The organism is Pseudomonas sp. Y24-6, assembly GCF_020295325.1.
In the GTDB taxonomy this organism is placed as follows: domain Bacteria; phylum Pseudomonadota; class Gammaproteobacteria; order Pseudomonadales; family Pseudomonadaceae; genus Aquipseudomonas; species Aquipseudomonas gregormendelii.
Genome location: NZ_JACBXG010000001.1, coordinates 715299 through 729247 on the forward strand (window position 1 = coordinate 715299; position 13949 = coordinate 729247).

Genomic DNA, 13949 nt, shown 5'->3' on the forward strand with positions numbered 1-13949 from the left:
TTTCTTTATTAAAATAGTCAGCATGAGTCGAATTATTAAAGATGCTCACCCGGCGCAAGACCCGACACGCATCGGCCATGATTAGGCCGTATTAACGATTGACTCTCTATCCTGTTAATCCACGAGTCATATCCGTTTACTTCGATTTGGCAATCCAGCATCAATCCTAGGCCCTCCGCCACTGTGCGCCCTGGCAGGTCGCAGGCAGGCGGGCCAATTTTATGGCCTGCGTTTGCCGACAAAGCGGATAGACCCAGGCCCAGGCAACTTATTTAATGAAGGCACACACCACTTATTAAATGCGCGAATTAGCCCGATGCAACGAGGTATCGATTAATGAGCAGTGCAAAAAGCCTGGAACAATGGAAAAGCTTTATCGAGGGCTGCCTGGACTTCCGTCCGGCAGAGGGTATTTTCCGTATTGCCCGGGATATGTTTACCGAGCCGGATTTATTTGATCTGGAAATGCAGCTGATCTTCGAAAAGAACTGGATCTACGCCTGCCATGAAAGTGAAATCGCCAACAAACACGATTTCATGACGATGCGCGCCGGGCGCCAGCCGATGATCATCACCCGCGACGGCGACGGCCAGCTCAATGCACTGATCAACGCCTGCCAACACCGCGGCACCACCCTGACGCGGGTCGGCAAGGGCAACCAGTCGACCTTCACCTGCCCGTTCCACGCCTGGTGCTACAAAAGCGATGGTCGCCTGGTCAAGGTCAAGGCGCCCGGTGAATACCCGGAAGGTTTCGACAAGGCCACCCGTGGCCTGAAAAAAGCCCGTATCGAAAGCTACAAGGGGTTCGTGTTCATCAGTCTCGACGTCGATGGCAGCGACAGCCTTGAGGACTTCCTCGGCGACGCCAAGGTGTTCTTCGACATGATGGTCGCGCAGTCGCCCACCGGTGAGCTCGAAGTGCTGCCAGGCAAGTCGGCCTACACCTACGACGGCAACTGGAAACTGCAGAATGAAAACGGGCTGGACGGTTATCACGTCAGCACCGTGCACTACAACTACGTGGCCACCGTGCAACACCGCCAGCAGGTCAACAGCGAGAAAGGCCTGGCCGGCGCCGACACCCTGGACTACAGCAAGCTTGGCGCGGGCGACAAGGAAACCGACGACGGCTGGTTTGCTTTCCACAACGGTCACAGCCTGCTGTTCAGCGACATGCCAAACCCGGCGGTGCGCCCCGGTTACGCGACGATCATGCCGCGCCTGCTCCAGGAGCACGGCCAGGGCAAGGCCGAATGGATGATGCACCGGCTGCGCAACCTGAACATCTACCCAAGCATGTTCTTCCTCGACCAGATCAGTTCGCAGCTGCGCATTATCCGCCCGAACGCCTGGAACAAGACCGAGATCAACAGCTTCTGCCTCGGTGTAGTGGGCGAATCGGATGCGGATCGGGAAAACCGCATCCGTCAGTTCGAAGACTTCTTCAACGTCTCCGGCATGGGCACCCCCGATGACCTGGTGGAATTTCGCGAAGCGCAGCGCGGCTTCCAGGCTCGCCTTGAGCGCTGGAGCGATATCTCCCGCGGCACTGGCAAATGGGTCGAGGGCGCGACGCCCAACAGCGAAACCATCGGCATTTCACCGGCGCTGACCGGCACCGAGTTCACCCACGAGGGCCTGTACGTAAATCAGCACGGCAACTGGCAGCGTTTCATGCTCGAAGGCCTGGCGCGCCTGGCCGCTGAAGAGCAACCGTTGAAACTGCGTGAGGTGTGAACATGAATTCGCAACTGCAATACCGCATCGAGCAATTTTTCTATCGCAACGCCGAAGCCTGCGACGCCCAGGATTGGGATACCTACCTGTCGATGTTCAGCGACGACAGCGAGTTTCACCTGCCGCAGTGGGACTCGGAGCACGTCTACACCACCGACCCGAAAAGAAGCATGTCGCTGATCTACTACCCCAACCGGGGCGGACTGGAAGACCGGGTGTTCCGCATTCGCACCGGCAAGGCGGCATCGACCATCCCGATGCCGCGAACCCTGCACCTGATCAGCAACGTGCGCATCGCGCCGCTGGACAACGACCAGCTGGAGGTGCGGGTCAACTGGCACACCCTCTACTACCGGCTGCAAACCGCCGAGCAGTTTTTCGGACGCGCGACCTACCACCTGCGGCCCGACGGCGACAGCTGGAAGATCACCCGCAAGCATGCGCTGCTGCTCAACGACACCATCAATTCGGTGCTCGATTTCTATCACCTCTGACTGGCGGAAGTCTGGATCATGAGTCACAAGGTCGCATTCAGTTTTGCCGACGGGAAAACCCTGTTCTTCCCGGTTCAGAACAACGAAATCCTGCTCGATGCGGCGCTGCGCAACGGCATCAACATTCCGCTGGACTGCCGGGAAGGTGTGTGCGGCACGTGCCAGGGGCGCTGCGAGTCGGGCCTGTACAGCCAGGACTATGTCGACGATGAAGCACTGTCGGCGCAAGACCTGGACCAACGCAAGATGCTCACCTGCCAGACGCGGGTCCAGTCCGATGCAGCGTTCTATTTCGACTTTGCATCGAGTCTGTGCAATGCAGCGGGGCCGGATCGGCTCAAGGGCATCGTACGGGCTGTCGAGCAGGTCTCGCCGAACACCGCGATCCTGCATCTGGATGCCGGCGCCGATGGTCAACAACTGGACTTCCTGCCCGGCCAGTACGCCCGGCTGCAGGTGCCGGGCACCGACGGCAAGCGCTCCTATTCGTTCGCCAACCGCCCCAATAGCAGCAACCAGTTGCAGTTCCTGATCCGGCTGCTGCCTGACGGGCTGATGAGCAATTACATTCGCGAGCGCAGCCTGATCGGCGACGAGATCATGCTCGAAGCGCCCCTTGGCGCTTTCTACCTGCGCCATGTCGACAAGCCTCTGGTGCTGGTGGCCGGTGGCACCGGGCTCTCGGCGTTCCTGGGCATGCTCGACGAGATCGCCGAGCGTGGCGGGTGCGGGCATCCGGTGCACCTGTACTACGGCGTGCGCAATGCGGCGGACCTTTGCGAAACCACGCGCATCGCGGCCTATGCCGAACGCATCCCGGGCTTTCGCTTCACCCCGGTCATCAGCGATCCGGCCCCGGACTGGAGCGGCAAGCGCGGGTACATCACCGAGCATTTCGACCTGGCCGAATTTCGCGACCAGGACCTGGACATGTACCTCTGCGGACCACCGCCGATGGTCGAATCCATCAAGCAATGGCTGGCCGGCCAGGGCCTGGACCAGACCCGCCTGTACTACGAGAAGTTTACCGAGAGCAAAACCTGACACTGGAAGCCGCAGCCACAACAAATCTCCAGGCACTCGCACATTTTTACTGCCCTCCACTAACAACTACGTCTCGCGCGACGCGGACTTCACTAAAGGCGGCATTATGAAAAAACTACTCGTGGGTACATTGCTGGCAGCCAGCTGCGTAGCCAGTCTGCTGGCCCAGGCCCAGGACCCGGTGCGCATCGGTTTTATCACCACCCTCTCGACCCCCGCCGGTTATCTGGGCGAAGACTCCCGCGACGGTTTCCAGCTGGCAATCGATCAGGAAAACGGCAAGCTGGGCGGTGTGCCTGTGAGCTTGCTGGTCGAGGACGACGGACTGCAACCGGCTCGCGCCAAGCAGATCATCGACCGTATGAGCCTGGACGGCGTTTCGCTGTACACCGGGGTAATCTTTTCCAATGTGCTGGCGGCGGTGGTCAACACCGCGACCAAGGACGGCTTCTACATCAGCAACAACACCGGCCCGTCGAGCCTGGCGGGCAAACAGTGCAAACCCAACTACTTCGTCGCCTCGTACCAGAACGACACCATCCATGAAATGGCCGGGGTGGCGGCCAATGACCTGGGCTACAAGAAGATGGTGATCCTCGCCCCCAACTACCAGGGTGGGCGCGATGCACTGGAGGGCTTCAAGCGCACTTACAAGGGTGAAGTCACCGAGATCTACACCAAGCTCAACCAACTGGATTTCTCGGTCGAACTGGCCCGGGTACGTTCCCTGGCACCGGATGCGATTTTCGAATTCCATCCTGGCGGTGCCGGCATCAACTTTGCCAAGCAATACGGCAGCTCGGGCCTGGGTAAAACCATCCCGATGGTGGTGCCCGTGTTCTCCATGGACGAGCGCATGCTCGCCGCCCCCCAGAAAAGGCTGCTGAAGAAACGGGTAGCGTCTCCAAATCCGGCGTCATGCAAGAGTTTTTGAACCGCCGCCTCGGAATGTGGAGGATCAGCACCTTGAAGGATTTTCCCAAGCTTGACCTTCACTTCATCCGCGCTGGCTCCATGCTGCCGCCACCGCTGCCCCCAAGCCGCAAGCAGTAACGGCTGGCTGGCATATGCGTATTGATTCCCCGCGACAATCAGCGGCGCACCCGGTTTTAGATGAGCCCGAATGGATCGTAAAATTTGTCGCTTGGTTTCATCTCCATCGAGATGATGGAGTACACCGATCAAGGTCGCTGCGTCGTATGACTCGTCTGCTGCCAGGTCTTCAACTTGCCCAAGATGCATGGTTGTTCTTTCAAGCAGTTTGTTTGCCTCTAATTGCTGCTTCGCAGCCTCCAACATCGGCTCGGATGGATCAACCGCCGTGAAGCGCCAACCCGGCTCAAGCTTGGCCATAGCAACAATTTCCTGCGCCGTACCGCCAGCGCCAACTACAAGTATTTTTGCCGAACTTGTATTGCCCAGGCTTGCCGCCAGCATGCACGCAGCCAAGTCTTGGCAGGCGTCATATCCAGCTAGTGCAATACGGCTCTGTCGTCCGTACTCCTTGGCTCGTGAGGTATCAAATTTTTCAGCTGAGTTGAGAGGGGATGATTTCAAGGCGGTTCTCCATTGTCCTGAAATCAAGCTACGCCAGACACAGCAATAATAAAAATTCATTAATTTTATGTGGCGTATTCCTGCAAGGAATGCATGGATCAAAAATTGCTGTTTGCTTGAGCTGATTCAGCCTCTTGTCGACAGTCAACTTTGGGTCGTCTTCTGCCGGTCATGATCAAGAAGCGTGCTGGTCGAATCCGGCCCAAAGGACTGGTCAGGTCGAATGCAAACGGGCGGGCAAGTCTGTGCAACTACCCAGTCAGAAACTCGATTGCCGCGTGGAGTCCTGCCATGTCCCTCCATACCTGATGTTGGAGCTACATGGATAGTGGATGGAAAGAGGGCATGCAGAGCCCGATTAACGTGGTCGACAACTACCTGAAAACAAAAAATATGAAAAAAAAGTTACCTAACCTAACCGCCTGTATTCTCTAAATAAAATCGAATCTAACTGTTAGTAACGCCCCGGAACTGTTGCAGTCGATCAACGCGAGGACAGGATCAGGCTTTCGGATCAAGAGCGCGCACACTGAACGTCACCACGCCCCAGATGATTAGCTCATCGCCTTCGAGGATGTATCGCGGCGGGTAACCTACGTTCTCGGAAATCAAGATGATGTTGGGGCCACGCTTGCACAGTCGTTTGCATACGAGCTCGCAGTTCACCGCCGCAATCACGATGTGTCCGTGCTCAGCGGTGATCGAGCGATCAACCACAGCCATATTGGTTGCAATGCTCCAGCAGATACTTGCTACCCGTGACCGTACCCGCGGCACCTAGAAATGTGATTCTCATGGCCGTCGTCCTTGAACATTGAGAGGAGCGCTATTGATCACTCTTTTCGTCCAAGGTCAGTTGACTTTTACCAACTGCAGGCTCGATGGCACCTTGTTCAACCGGATGAGCGTAAGGGCTTGACGATCATCAAACTGCACGGTGCCCGGTTTAACACGCTCTCAGCAGTATCGCCGATAAACCGGTCAGGCCCATGGTGATAAACCGTGCCCAGTACCACGATGTCGAAGGCATTTTGTTGGGCGAAAAGCCCGATGACCTTGTGGGGAACGCCAGTCAGTGAGTGTCGCCGCGTACTCTTGATGCAATAGCGCTCAGCCAACACATCGAAAGCCTCCTGCTGGGCATCCTCAATCGCGTCCCTCAAACTCCCATCAAGGGTGCCTGTCGGAACACTCATCGGCGCCTCGCTTATCTCTGACCAACGACAGACGTTAAGTAAGTGCAGCGAGGCACCGCAGCTGGCTGCCAGGATCGACGCCAGATTGAGTATTCGGTCATTTAAACCCTGAGTCAGCTCCTCCAAATGGGACAGATCGATCGCGGCCAGGATTTTCAATGGTTTGGGATTTCTGGCACTGGTCACCAGGTGCAGGTGGGTCGGACACTCGCGCAGCAGGCGCCAGTCCAAGGGGCGGTGAAAGGCTCGGTCGAGTGCTGGCACATAATAGGTGTCCTTGATCACAAGGTCCGGATGGAAGTCAGTCACGTATTCCAGCAGGTTGGTCAGGCTCGACTTGGCCCAGACCACTTCGGTGCTCACCTGCAGGCCGTCGCATCGGTAAAAACGGGCCTGCTGCTCCAGCCAATGACGGTGCACTTGCAAATAGCCTTCTCGTGCCTGGGCCATCGCGTCGTGGTCCAGTAGCCCGGCTATCACCAACGCTTGAACATAATCGAACGCGACAATGTGCAACAACGAACTGGTTGCGCACGCCAGGGCATGTGCACGCTCAAACGCCGGCGTATGGGCCATTTCGCTGGGGGCTATCAATAGAATGCGTTTAAGCTTGAGCATCACATACCTCGCCCTGGGTCCTGCCTGCCAGTTAATTATTGGATGTCATGCCGAGGGGAAACCTGACTTTTATCAACTAATCAGCCGCTGTCGGCAATGGAACGACTCGCTCTCGGTTAGTCAATCCAGGGTTGATTCAGCTCAACTTTTTTCCGGCGTTCAGGTGTAGAACTGGATTGACCACGGGGCCCGTGCGCAGCTGCTACTTGAAAAGAAATGGAGGAATCGATGCCATTTCGCTGCTCATACGCCATGCAGCGTGCCCCGACTACCCGCGCCTTCTCGCTGGAGCTTTGCCATGTTGGCAGTCACGCTGATCAATATGCTGGTGGTTATCATCGCGGTCGTGATCCACTACGAATGCCTGCTACGGCTTAACGATTGGCTGCCCCGGCTCAAGTTGTGGAGCCGCTTCAGAATTGTCGTTGGCGTATTCGGCGCTCTGCTGGCCCACGCAACAGAGGTTTGGTGCTTCGCATTGGTCTACTACCTCATGGTGCACACCGGCAAATGGGGTAGCTTGACAGGCAACTTCGACGGTTCACTGATGGACTGCGTTTACTTTTCCTTCACGACCTACACGACGATCGGCTTTGGCGATATTTCACCGGTGGGCGACATCAAGTATTTGACCGGGCTGCAAGCCCTGACTGGGTTGGTGCTTATCACTTGGACCGCCTCCTTTCTGTTTCTGGAAATGCAGAAATACTGGCAACGCAAATAGTCGTTATCCCGGTCGAATCAGCCTCAACGGTCGTCTGCCCTCCGAGTGCATCGACAAGCTGTCGAGCTGAGTTGTGCCATAACGCTGTACACATTCGAGCTAAACCGCCAAAACGCAGCATGGCGCCTGATACAAAATATGCTCGGTCGTGCTGCCCAGGAGTTTGTCCAAACCATGGTACTGGACCCTGCCCATCACGATCACATCCACGTTGTGTTCCTCAGCAAACTCACTCAACACCTTGACCGGGTGTCCGTCTATGAAATGTCGACGATCCGGGGGCACACCGAACCGTCCTGCCAACCGAAGGAAAGACTTTTCCAGATCCCCGCGAAGCGCTTTAGTCAGGTCAGCGAGCGTGAGGCCGTCCATGTCCGCCAGAAAAACAGCCGAGATCTCGCATGCAAAAAGCAAATGCAGCTCGGCATTGCACTGCATGGCAAGACTGCAAGCCTTCTTGATGATTCGGTCATTAAGTTCGTCGTCAGCTGACTCGAGGTCCGATACTTCGACTGCCGCTACAACCTTATGCGGCAAGGCCATGCCACTGCCGCCCACAAGATAAACCGGCACCGAACAGTGACGTAACAAATGCCAGTCCAAAGGCGTAAAGAAGGCCCGCTTGAGCACCGACGCATGGTCAATTTCCTTGATCAACAAGTCCGGTTGCATGTCCGTGACGAGATCGATGACGTCTTGCTTCATGTCCTCAGCCCACGTCACCTCCGAGGTCACCTCAATCCCCCGGCCACGCAGGTTCTGCGCCTGAGCCTCAAGCCAGCCGCGATGGTCCTGCAGGTATTGCTCGCGGGCCAACGTTCGGTCCCCCTCTTCAAGCAGCGATAACCATTTAATCGAGGGAATCAGCGCGGCGATATGCAAACTCGCGCCGCTGGCCTTGGCAAGTGATGCTGCATGATTCACGGCTGGGGAATGACGCAGCGCCGGATTGATGATCAGTAACAGACGTTGATACTGGCCCATGATCAATCTCCAAATGACGGGAAATACGACGCAAACCGCTAATGGTCAGGCGTCAGCGATTGGCCCTGACCGCCAGAATGCTGCCAGGCACAGAGTACAGCGCTCGCTCCGTGTTGCTGCCGATTAGCCGGTCGACACCCGTGCGATGCACGGTGCCCATCACCACGACGTCGGCCAGGTATTGCTCGACAAACTCACTGATCACCGGCACCGGCAACCCCATGACGAAATGCCGACGCTCGGGTGGCACGCCATAGCGATCCGCCAATGCAATAAACGCCTGGTGCAAGGATTGGCGCAGTTCCTCGATCAAGTCCACGTCCCAACCGCCACCGGCCAGTGGTGCGTCGCTATTGAAAGCGGGCGATAAATCGTAGGCATACAGCAGGTGTAACGGCGCATCGCATTGCAGGGCCAAGGCGTTCGCCGTCTGGATGATAGTGTCGTTCAATCCGCTGATATGTGTCGAAGGGGCGAACGGGTCGACTGCCACGACAACCCTGTGAGGGAGGCTGTAGCGGACTTGGTTGACCAGATGCACGGGGATCGGGCACTCACGCAACAAGTGGCAATCAAGTGGGGTAATGAACACCCGCTTTAGCAAGGGTTCAAGGGTGACATCTTTGATCAACAGCTCGGGTTTGAGATCTTCGACTGTCCTCAGAATGTCCTGCAGCGGATGAGTGGTAAAGACGGCTTTGACCGTTACCTCAAGCCCTAGCGCGCTGAGCCGATCCAACTCTTCGACCTCCCAGCGGCGGTAGCGCCGCAAGTAGCGCTGATGCTCTGCGTCGTCGACTTTTTCTTGCCATAAATGCACCACCGGCGCCGGGTCAACAAAGGCCCGCACATCCAGCACCGCCCCGGCCGCCTTGGCCAATGCGACGGCGCGCAACTGGGCAGGAGACTGATGCAGAGTTGGGTCAGCGATCAGCAGAAAACGTTGATATTGCCCCATCACACACCTCCGCTCGACACCGGTCATACATTGCCAGCATGGTTGAAGACTGCGCGTCATCCCTTCGTGCGGTTTGATTTACATCAAGCACAAGCAAATCAATGCCACCAACACCGGTGTCTGATCCAGATCAGATTCAAGCATCGACCGCGGTGTACAAAGGATTCAAGCGTGGCTCTCTGCCGCGAGCCAATCTTTCAAACCGCACTGGAGGAAACATCCCATGCTTACCGTCAAAGACCACAATGATCGGGCTGCAGCCGCCTACGCTGCGGTCCACGGCCAATACTGGATCGAAGCACTCAGGGACGGTCGCCATGTGCTGATTCGACCGCTGGCGGAAAAGGATCGTGACCGTGAATATGCCTTCATCAAACGACTGTCTCCCGAATCTCGGCACATGCGTTTTCTCACGCAGATCAATGAACCCGGCGCTGCGATGCTCAATCAGTTGATGGACACTGACAATAGACAGCGTGTGGCCTATATCGCCCTGGTCCATGACAACGGGCAACTGGTCGAAATCGGCGTCAGCCGTTTCGCCGCTACCCGCGAGCATGAATGTGAATGTGCCGTCACAGTCGCCGATGAATGGAAGCACTTGGGGTTGGGCACATTACTGATGGAGCATTTGATCAAGACAGCCCGCAAAAACGGCTTTCGCCAAATGTATTCAGTGGACTCGTCCGGCAATGCCCCCATGCGCGACCTGGCCAAAGTGCTCGGATTCGAAACGCACAACGATCCAGACGACAGCCGTCAGGTGATCCATCGACTTTACCTGTAGAAAGCCGCCCCGCAATGTTCCGGTCAACGGCTCATCGCGGGGCGATCAAGACCTCACGATTGCAGCATTTTTCCCGGTTTGATCGCCAGTACACTGCACGGCGCCCGATGCAAAAGTTGTTCGGCCGTAGTGCCCAGTAGTTTGCTCAAGCCCTTGTGATGCACCGTACCCATGACAATGACATCCGTGCGGTACTCGGAGACAAATTCACAAATACTCGGCACGGGGGCGCCCTCTATGAAATGACGACGCTCCGGTGGCACGCCATGGCGTTCGGCAATGGCCGCAAATGCTTCATGCTGAGCCGATCCCAACATTTCATAGATACCAGAGGCCAGTGGCAGCGCGGCAAAGCCCATGTCCTGGGCGTATATAGCCGTCCAGTCATACACATGCAGCAGTTCAAGACTGGCATCACAGACTGCGGCCAGTTTCGTCGCCGCGTCGATAATCTGATCGTTGAACACATGGTCCTGATCCTCATTGCGCAACACATCAATGATGGCCAGTACGTTGCGCGGCCGGGCATTCAACGGAGTCGTCACCAGATGCACCGGCACAGGACAATCACGCAGCAGCTGCCAATCCAGCGGCGTGAAAAACACACGCTTGAACGACGACTCTTCCTCTGCGTCCTTGATGATCAGCGTCAGCGGCATCTCATTGATGAAGTTCAGGATCTCCCCGTACGGATGTTGTACCCACACCACTTCGCTGCTGACCTCGACGCCATGATTGCTCATCAATCCGGCCTGATCGGCTAGCCATTGGCGATGTGTTTGCAGATAGCCGTCCCGGGCTAGCGCGAATTGTTCCTGGGCGAACAACCCGGCCACTGCCAAGGCCTGTGAATAGTCGAACGCCACGATGTGCAACGGCAATTGCATCGCCAGCGCAAGCGCAGCTGCCCGGTCGAATGCCGGTGTCCGAGTCATGGCTGAAGGAGCGATCAAGAGTAAACGCTGAGATTGCGGCATGGGGCACCTTGGCACTCGGCCATTTCAACTAAGGAGAAGAACCTCAGATTGATTGCTCCTTGTTCCGACCACTTGATCTTTATCAGTTAGACGCACGATCTGCGTCAGAGCAAAACCATCCCCGCCCACAACGCCAGTGTCAGCATCACTTGGCCCGGGATCACGTACGCGGCGAAGTGTCGCCCGCCGCTGACCCACGCCACTACGCATTTGCTGATGGAGTTGCTGCTGATTGCAATTAGCACAGGCCCGACAATGGCATCGAAGGGCAACTGACCGGACTTGGCCAGCGTAGCAATCGACGCCGTGGAGGCGTGCGCATCGGCAAAACCGCTGAACGTGGCCGTCAACATCACGCCCACCTGGCCGAAATGGCTGAGCATCACAGACGAAACAAAGGTGATGCCGGTCATGGTCAATGTGACGATCAGCGCCAGCTTGAGGTTGAACGCCCCACCGACTTCGATCGGTTGGTTGGTCACGGCCGCTGGTTTGGGAAACATCAAGCTTATTCCATATAACGCCGTGGCGGCGGCTCCGGACATCAATGGCCCCCACATATGGCGCAGCAAACCGGGGTCGACCGCCCCCAGGATCAGGCCAACCTGCGTAACGGTAGCCAAATTGGACAGGATCGCGGCCGCGCTCAGGATTTTGATATTGTCCGGCTGCCGGCTGACGAGATGGCCCATGGCGGCGATCGTCACGGTGCTGGAAGCGAACCCGGAGGCGATGGCGCTGATCGCATATCCACAACGGGTTCCCAAGGTTCGAACGGCGATATGCCCAACCGCTCCCACCGCCATAAGCAATACGGTCAGGCTGCAAATAGTGCGCAGATTGATCGCAGCATAGGGGCCGATAAAACGGTCAGGCACCAAAGGCAGCACGACCAGTGCAGCCGTCAAGAGGATGAGGCCGTCGCCCAGCTCCGCATCAGTCAATTGGCTGCGGGCAAAGTGATGAAGCTTCTCTCGATAAGTCAGCAGTCCCGCCAGCACCACGCCGACAGCAATCGCCAGCTCGCGGCTCGTGCCGCATAACGCACCCAGCACCAACACCGTCAACAACGCGACTTCGCTGGTCACCCCCGGGTCGTCGCTCTGGCTTCGCCAATAAGCCACGGTGACGAGAAATCCCAGAGCGATGGCCACGATGCCCACCAGCAAACCACCACCGACCTGCATCGCCACATAACCCAGCAACGCCGTAATCGCGAACGTCCGTAAACCAGCACAAGCGCGGGTCTCGCCCTGCCCCTTGTGCCGTTCGCGTTCAAGACCGATGAGCATGCCTATCCCCAGCGCTGCAGCTGCACCTGTCAGCCCAATGGCTGCGTTCATTGAGTTGTCATCTGCTTGAACTGCACCCTGCAAGGCCCACATCGTTACTCCACGGGGTCGGCGCAAACGCGCTTGCCAATGGCGTAAGCCGTTTGATGGCCGAGCATCTGTCTTGCGTCATTTGCCAGGCCTGCGCCACTTGGCCAGACATGGGGTGCCGCGATTCGTGCCTTGAGCAGGCTCACAAATGCCTGCGCTTCTCCCAGGCTGCTGAAGTTCACCTTAAAGGCATCCATGCACACGACCCAGCAATGGCTTGCCGGTTTCTCCGCGATATCAATGATCATAGAGACCTCCGTATTGCTTCGAGAATCAGCGCGCACAGCCTCACGGCGTAATCGCGACCTTCATGACACCGTCCCGTTGATGGGCAAACAATTCATAGGCCGCTTCAATATCATCGAGTTTGAAACGGTGGGTTACCAGCGGCGACAGGTCCACACCACCACTCTGCACCACGGCCATCAAGCGACGCATGCGCTCCTTCCCACCCGGGCACAGGGTAGTGACAATGCTGTAGTCGCCCAACCCTGCGGCAAAGGCGTTCAGGGGAATGCGCAGGTCGCTGGAGTAAACGCCGAGGCTCGATAGTCGACCACCCGGACGCAGTACGCGCAGGGCGGATTCGAACGTGCCTTGGGTACCCAGTGCCTCAATGGAAACATCGACACCACGGCCATCGGTCAGCACCATGATTTGCTCGACCACGTTGCCGTCCTTGAAATTGACGACATGGGTTGCACCCAAACTTTGTGCGACGCTCATGCGCTCGGCCACAGCATCCACACCAATGATCGTCGTCGCGCCTTTGAGCCGCGCACCCGCGACCGCACACAGGCCGATGGGCCCCAGGGCAAACACCGCAACGGTATCACCAATAGTTACTTCACCCCGCTCAGCCCCGGAAAATCCGGTGGACATGATGTCCGGGCACATCAATACCTGCTCGTCACTGAGCCCATCGGGAATCGGGCATAAATTGGCAAGTGCGTCCGGTACCAGCACGTACTCGGCCTGGCAACCGTCGATGATGTTGCCGAACTTCCAGCCACCGGTGGCGCGAAAGCCGTGGCGGGTACCTGGACCATCCTGGGAACCGCAGCCGCACAGGCAAGCGTAACTATGTCCGCTGGGGGTGATGGCGCCGGCGATGACCCGCTGCCCTTCGAAAAACCCGCGCACCTGCGATCCCAGCCGCTCAATAACGCCAACCGGCTCGTGGCCCACGGTTAACCCTTTGGCCACCGGATATTCACCGCGCAGGATGTGCACATCAGTTCCGCAAATCGTGGTAGTGGTGATACGGATCAATGCATCCAGCGGCCCAACTTCAGGGACGGGTTTGTGTTCCAGCACGATCCGGTTCTTTTCAACGAAAACAGCCGCTCTCATAGTTGCCATGGTGATCCCTCCTTTACCGTTCGAGAGTCAAAGTTCAACACGAGCCCAAAGACTGCGCCGGGGAGCCGGACGAAAGATTGACAATGGTCAACAATTTCGTCGCGGGACGAAGCCCTGATTACCGAA

14 protein-coding genes and 1 pseudogene are annotated in these 13949 nt (G+C 57.3%); 6 read left to right on the forward strand and 9 right to left on the reverse strand.

Annotated elements, in window-relative coordinates; genetic code table 11:
* The first annotated feature begins 336 nt into the window (after window positions 1-336).
* From antA to HYI44_RS03365, 4 genes are all read left to right on the forward strand, one after another.
* Window positions 337-1740 (forward strand): anthranilate 1,2-dioxygenase large subunit, encoded by a 1404-nt coding sequence (gene antA / locus HYI44_RS03350; protein WP_225568762.1) that lies wholly within the window; start codon window positions 337-339, stop codon window positions 1738-1740.
* 2 nt (window positions 1741-1742) lie between these two features.
* A complete protein-coding gene (antB, locus tag HYI44_RS03355) occupies window positions 1743-2234 on the forward strand; it encodes an anthranilate 1,2-dioxygenase small subunit (RefSeq protein ID WP_122838402.1) in 492 nt (163 codons plus the stop codon).
* Window positions 2235-2252: 18 nt separating this feature from the next.
* Window positions 2253-3278, forward strand: a complete 1026-nt coding sequence (gene antC, locus HYI44_RS03360) for an anthranilate 1,2-dioxygenase electron transfer component AntC (RefSeq protein ID WP_225568763.1) — start codon at window positions 2253-2255, stop codon at window positions 3276-3278.
* A 106-nt stretch (window positions 3279-3384) separates the two neighbouring features.
* Entirely contained in the window at window positions 3385-4212 is an 828-nt protein-coding gene (locus tag HYI44_RS03365) for an ABC transporter substrate-binding protein (RefSeq protein ID WP_225568764.1), read from the forward strand.
* Here HYI44_RS03365 and HYI44_RS03370 read toward each other — a convergent pair.
* The 3 genes and pseudogenes from HYI44_RS03370 to HYI44_RS03380 all read right to left on the reverse strand — a co-directional run.
* Window positions 4143-4835 (reverse strand): annotated as a pseudogene (locus tag HYI44_RS03370) (class I SAM-dependent methyltransferase); the annotation flags it as partial. The gene HYI44_RS03365 and the pseudogene HYI44_RS03370 overlap by 70 nt on opposite strands.
* A gap of 501 nt (window positions 4836-5336) precedes the next feature.
* Complete coding sequence (locus HYI44_RS03375; protein WP_412548474.1) at window positions 5337-5552, reverse strand: LexA family protein; 216 nt, start codon at window positions 5550-5552, stop codon at window positions 5337-5339.
* 176 nt (window positions 5553-5728) lie between these two features.
* On the reverse strand, window positions 5729-6649 hold the full coding sequence (locus tag HYI44_RS03380; RefSeq protein WP_225568765.1) for a universal stress protein: 921 nt from the start codon (window positions 6647-6649) through the stop codon (window positions 5729-5731).
* 298 nt (window positions 6650-6947) lie between these two features.
* On the opposite strand from HYI44_RS03380, the gene HYI44_RS03385 reads away from it, so the two are divergent.
* Window positions 6948-7373: a potassium channel family protein gene (locus HYI44_RS03385; RefSeq protein ID WP_225568766.1), complete on the forward strand. Its 426-nt coding sequence runs from the start codon at window positions 6948-6950 to the stop codon at window positions 7371-7373.
* 99 nt (window positions 7374-7472) lie between these two features.
* On the opposite strand, the gene HYI44_RS03390 is transcribed toward HYI44_RS03385, so the two are convergent.
* Together HYI44_RS03390 and HYI44_RS03395 are read right to left on the reverse strand one after the other, a co-directional pair.
* A complete protein-coding gene (locus HYI44_RS03390; protein WP_225568767.1) occupies window positions 7473-8357 on the reverse strand; it encodes a universal stress protein in 885 nt (294 codons plus the stop codon).
* A gap of 52 nt (window positions 8358-8409) precedes the next feature.
* Entirely contained in the window at window positions 8410-9315 is a 906-nt protein-coding gene (locus HYI44_RS03395) for a universal stress protein (RefSeq protein WP_225568827.1), read from the reverse strand.
* Between the two features lie 223 nt (window positions 9316-9538).
* Between HYI44_RS03395 and HYI44_RS03400 the strand changes: the two genes are divergently transcribed.
* Window positions 9539-10102 (forward strand): GNAT family N-acetyltransferase, encoded by a 564-nt coding sequence (locus HYI44_RS03400; protein WP_225568768.1) that lies wholly within the window; start codon window positions 9539-9541, stop codon window positions 10100-10102.
* A 53-nt stretch (window positions 10103-10155) separates the two neighbouring features.
* Here the strand turns inward: HYI44_RS03400 and HYI44_RS03405 are convergent, their stop codons facing one another.
* The 4 genes from HYI44_RS03405 to HYI44_RS03420 form a co-directional block, all read right to left on the reverse strand.
* Window positions 10156-11079 (reverse strand): universal stress protein, encoded by a 924-nt coding sequence (locus tag HYI44_RS03405; protein WP_225568769.1) that lies wholly within the window; start codon window positions 11077-11079, stop codon window positions 10156-10158.
* Between the two features lie 104 nt (window positions 11080-11183).
* Entirely contained in the window at window positions 11184-12422 is a 1239-nt protein-coding gene (locus tag HYI44_RS03410) for an MgtC/SapB family protein (protein ID WP_225568770.1), read from the reverse strand.
* A 44-nt stretch (window positions 12423-12466) separates the two neighbouring features.
* Complete coding sequence (locus HYI44_RS03415; protein WP_225568771.1) at window positions 12467-12709, reverse strand: hypothetical protein; 243 nt, start codon at window positions 12707-12709, stop codon at window positions 12467-12469.
* A gap of 40 nt (window positions 12710-12749) precedes the next feature.
* Complete coding sequence (locus tag HYI44_RS03420; protein WP_225568772.1) at window positions 12750-13823, reverse strand: NAD(P)-dependent alcohol dehydrogenase; 1074 nt, start codon at window positions 13821-13823, stop codon at window positions 12750-12752.
* Window positions 13824-13949 lie beyond the last annotated feature (126 nt).

Bases quoted from the DNA above. Each gene is read 5' to 3' on its own strand.
- antA (WP_225568762.1), top strand. From the start codon at position 337: ATGAGCAGTGCAAAAAGCCTGGAACAATGGAAAAGCTTTATCGAGGGC.
- antB (WP_122838402.1), top strand. From the start codon at position 1,743: ATGAATTCGCAACTGCAATACCGCATCGAGCAATTTTTCTATCGCAAC.
- antC (WP_225568763.1), top strand. From the start codon at position 2,253: ATGAGTCACAAGGTCGCATTCAGTTTTGCCGACGGGAAAACCCTGTTC.
- HYI44_RS03365 (WP_225568764.1), top strand. From the start codon at position 3,385: ATGAAAAAACTACTCGTGGGTACATTGCTGGCAGCCAGCTGCGTAGCC.
- HYI44_RS03380 (WP_225568765.1), bottom strand. From the start codon at position 6,649: ATGCTCAAGCTTAAACGCATTCTATTGATAGCCCCCAGCGAAATGGCC.
- HYI44_RS03385 (WP_225568766.1), top strand. From the start codon at position 6,948: ATGTTGGCAGTCACGCTGATCAATATGCTGGTGGTTATCATCGCGGTC.
- HYI44_RS03390 (WP_225568767.1), bottom strand. From the start codon at position 8,357: ATGGGCCAGTATCAACGTCTGTTACTGATCATCAATCCGGCGCTGCGT.
- HYI44_RS03395 (WP_225568827.1), bottom strand. From the start codon at position 9,315: ATGGGGCAATATCAACGTTTTCTGCTGATCGCTGACCCAACTCTGCAT.
- HYI44_RS03400 (WP_225568768.1), top strand. From the start codon at position 9,539: ATGCTTACCGTCAAAGACCACAATGATCGGGCTGCAGCCGCCTACGCT.
- HYI44_RS03405 (WP_225568769.1), bottom strand. From the start codon at position 11,079: ATGCCGCAATCTCAGCGTTTACTCTTGATCGCTCCTTCAGCCATGACT.
- HYI44_RS03410 (WP_225568770.1), bottom strand. From the start codon at position 12,422: ATGAACGCAGCCATTGGGCTGACAGGTGCAGCTGCAGCGCTGGGGATA.
- HYI44_RS03415 (WP_225568771.1), bottom strand. From the start codon at position 12,709: ATGATCATTGATATCGCGGAGAAACCGGCAAGCCATTGCTGGGTCGTG.
- HYI44_RS03420 (WP_225568772.1), bottom strand. From the start codon at position 13,823: ATGGCAACTATGAGAGCGGCTGTTTTCGTTGAAAAGAACCGGATCGTG.